This is a genomic window from Polaromonas sp. (genome assembly GCF_018780625.1).
Lineage (GTDB): Bacteria > Pseudomonadota > Gammaproteobacteria > Burkholderiales > Burkholderiaceae_C > Polaromonas.
Window position 1 is genome coordinate 1 of sequence record NZ_JADMJK010000097.1, and the last position, 3,172, is coordinate 3,172.

General features: G+C 60.0%; 4 protein-coding genes. 2 read left to right on the plus strand and 2 right to left on the minus strand.

The genetic code is table 11. The annotated features are described in order from the left end of the window. Together IV091_RS09035 and IV091_RS09040 are read right to left on the minus strand one after the other, a co-directional pair. Nucleotides 1-490, minus strand: a 490-nt coding sequence (locus IV091_RS09035) for a phospholipid-binding protein MlaC (protein ID WP_293467851.1), incomplete at its 3' end; no start/stop codon positions are given. Nucleotides 491-678: 188 nt separating this feature from the next. Further along, complete coding sequence (locus IV091_RS09040; RefSeq protein WP_293467821.1) at nt 679-1,122, minus strand: DUF4148 domain-containing protein; 444 nt, start codon at nt 1,120-1,122, stop codon at nt 679-681. Nucleotides 1,123-1,331: 209 nt separating this feature from the next. Between IV091_RS09040 and IV091_RS09045 the strand changes: the two genes are divergently transcribed. After that, nucleotides 1,332-2,264, plus strand: coding sequence for a LysR family transcriptional regulator (locus tag IV091_RS09045; protein WP_293467824.1), 933 nt, complete (start codon nt 1,332-1,334; stop codon nt 2,262-2,264). A 129-nt stretch (nt 2,265-2,393) separates the two neighbouring features. Then, the gene (wrbA, locus tag IV091_RS09050) at nt 2,394-2,996 is read left to right on the plus strand and encodes an NAD(P)H:quinone oxidoreductase (RefSeq protein WP_293467827.1); all 603 of its coding nucleotides are present in this window, start codon (nt 2,394-2,396) and stop codon (nt 2,994-2,996) included. Nucleotides 2,997-3,172 lie beyond the last annotated feature (176 nt).

Below are 3,172 nucleotides of genomic sequence, written 5' to 3' on the forward strand. Positions count from 1 at the left end.
CAAACTGGCTGCGGTAGGTTTCCACCAGCCAGACACCCATGATGTTGAGGTTGTAAATTTTCCAGCCACCGCCCTCACCGGCGGTTTTTTCCAGCCTGTAGTCCAACTGAATCGGGTCACCCTGACCTTTGACTTCGGTACGAACTACCAGTTCCTTGTCACCCGGGGCCGCACGCAAGGGCTTCACGGCAATGGTCACATCACTGACCTGGGACAAAGCACCGGCATACGTGCGCACCAGCAAAATCTTGAACTCTTCCTGAAGGCGCTTTTGCTGTTCGGGCGTCATTTGCCGCCAGGCCGGCCCCGCAGCGGAAGAGGTCATGCGTTTGAAATTCACGCTCGGCATGAGCCTGGCGTTCACCAGCGCGATGATCGCCGGCACATTGCCGACCTGACTGGAATGGTCGGTCTTGATGCTGCTCAGCATCTCGGAGGACAGCTGCTTGATGAATGCATCCGCAGCCTGATCCTCGGCGCGCGCCGGCATAGCCAGCAGGCTGGTGGTGGCCAGGGCGAAAACTCCAATCAGACGGACCAGTAAATGACGACGCACGGTGTAACTTTCGATATGTGAGGGTTGGCGAATGGGTCGGGATGGCGGCGCTGACTGGCGGCAAGAAAAGCCACGGTGCGGGCGACCATCGTCAGATGGCCGCCGCACCGCGTCGCAACACCTTAGTGGCTGCTGTGGTTATCGCCATACGCCAATGCACCACTGCGTTTGGCTTGCGCAAGTTCGGCCAGAACTTGTGCGCGGGTATTGCCTTGCGTGGCTGCCTGGGCCGGGTATTGACCGGGGTTCAGTTCATTGAGCTTCTCGCCCGATTCGCCGTGCACAGCGAAGTCACCCGTGCGCCGGGCTTCAGCCAGCTCAGCCAGCACCTGTGCGCGGGTATTGCCTTGTGCGGCGGCTTTGGAGGGGTATTGGCCGGGGTACAGCTCGTTGAGCTTCTGGCCCGAATCCCCATTGGCAACGATGTCACCCGTGCGTTGGGCGTCAAGCAATTCGGCACGCACTTGCGCAGTCGTTTTAGGGGCGGCTGCATCTGCGGCCAGGGCGTTGCCTGCGGCCAGGGCAGCCAATGCGAGGGTCAGGGTGGAGAGGTATTTGCGGTTCATGATCAGGTTCCTTGATAAGTTAAAAATGTCTTGGCAGACCCGGAAGTTGTTGCGTGTCTTTCCGTTTTCTCTGGAGCGTTTCATTGCTTGCGCTTCATCGATGGGTTGAATTATTAAATTTCTATTTCAAAAGAAAAATAGCGTACAAATCATTGGTACGTTGTTGATTACGCAATAATCAAGGCCTTGAAACACAGCTCTAAAGCGCCATGGATCGATTGATGTCAATGCGGGTTTTTCAGAAAGTCATCGATGAAGGTGGCTTTGCCGCGGCCGCCAGGGCGATGGACATTTCGCCGGCGGTGGTGACCCGCCTGGTAGCCGATCTGGAAGGCTATCTGGGCACGCGCTTGCTGCACCGCAGTACCCGCCGCTTGTCGCTCAGTGTGGCGGGCGAAACGTATTTGAGCCGGGTGCGCGCCATCCTGCAGGACATCGATGAAGCGCATCGCGTGGCCAGCTCGCACACGCATGAACTCGATGGCGTCCTGCATGTGCTGGCGCCGCCCGTGCTGGCATCGCATGTGCTGGCACCGTTGATTGCCGGGTTCAGGCAGCTTTACCCGAAGATCCTGCTCAACATCGAGGTGGCTTCTTTCAAGGAGCCCCCGATCGAAGACTATGACATCACGCTGATGCCCACCGACGAGGCGTTTGATGCGGACGTGATTGCGCGCAAAATTTCCACCACCGAGGCCATTCTGGTCGCCTCACCCGCCTACCTCCAACGCAGGGGTGTGCCCGCAACACCGCAAGACCTGGCAAGGCACGACGTCCTGCGCTTGAAGGCGCCAGGGCTGCGTCCGCACACATGGCGCTTGTTCAATTCTGTGCGCCAGGACGAGCCGCTGGATGTGGCGGTAGAGCCGGGCCTCTGGATCAACCATACCGATACGCTTCTGAGGGCGGCCCTTGATGGGGCCGGTATAACCTCTGTCGCTGTGGATTTGGTGGCACTTTACTTGTCGCGCGGTGAACTGGTGCGTGTTTTGCGCCCGTGGATCACCGGCCGGCTCACGCTCTATGCCGCGCTTCCCAGCCGCAAGTTCATGCCCGAGCGCACGCGCGTTTTCCTGGAATATCTGACTGAACAGACGCGCATTCAAGTCGGCCATGCCGTGCAGGCCTGTGAAGCCTGCTGACGACTCCAGCGGCTTCCAAATAGTCCCAAAATCAAAGCTTCCCTGGCTTTGTGACTACCATGTGTTGCCCATCGTGCATTTCGCGATGCGCCCGGCGAGTCAACAGGCGCAACCTCCCAAGGAGTTTCCATGTCCAAAGTCCTCGTTCTCTACTATTCCACCTACGGCCACATTGAAACCATGGCGCAAGCGATGGCAGAGGGTGCCCGCTCAGCCGGGGCCACGGTCGATGTCAAGCGTGTACCAGAAACCGTTCCACTGGAAATTGCCAAGTCGGCCCATTTCAAGGTCGACCAGGCGGCGCCTGTGGCAACCGTGGCGGAACTTGAAAGTTATGACGCCATCATCGTCGGCTGCCCAACCCGCTTTGGCCGCATGCCCTCGCAGATGGCCAGCTTTCTGGACCAGGCCGGCGGTCTGTGGGCGCGCGGCGCACTGACCGGCAAGGTGGGCGGCGCGTTCACCTCCACCGCCACCCAGCATGGCGGCCAGGAAGTCACGCTGTTTTCCATCATCACCAACCTGATGCATTTCGGCATGACCATCGTGGGGCTGCCGTACAGCTACCAGGGCCAAACGTCGCTCGATGAAATCGTCGGTGGCAGCCCCTACGGAGCGACCACGATCGCCGGCGGACAAGGACAGCGCCAACCCAGCGTGATCGAACTGGACGGCGCACGCTTTCAGGGCAAGCTCATCGCACAGACCGCCAACAAATTGTTTGGCGCCTGAGCATCTCTGACCGCCACGCCCTGCGGCGCCTGGCTTCAAGCCTGCACCTGTGCCAGCGCCGTCTGCAGCATGTCGATGAACACCCGTGTTTTGAGCGGCATCAGCTTGCGCTCCGGAAATACCGCCCACGCCGGGTGGCTGGGCAGGCACCAGCCAGGCAGCACCCGCCGCAGGGC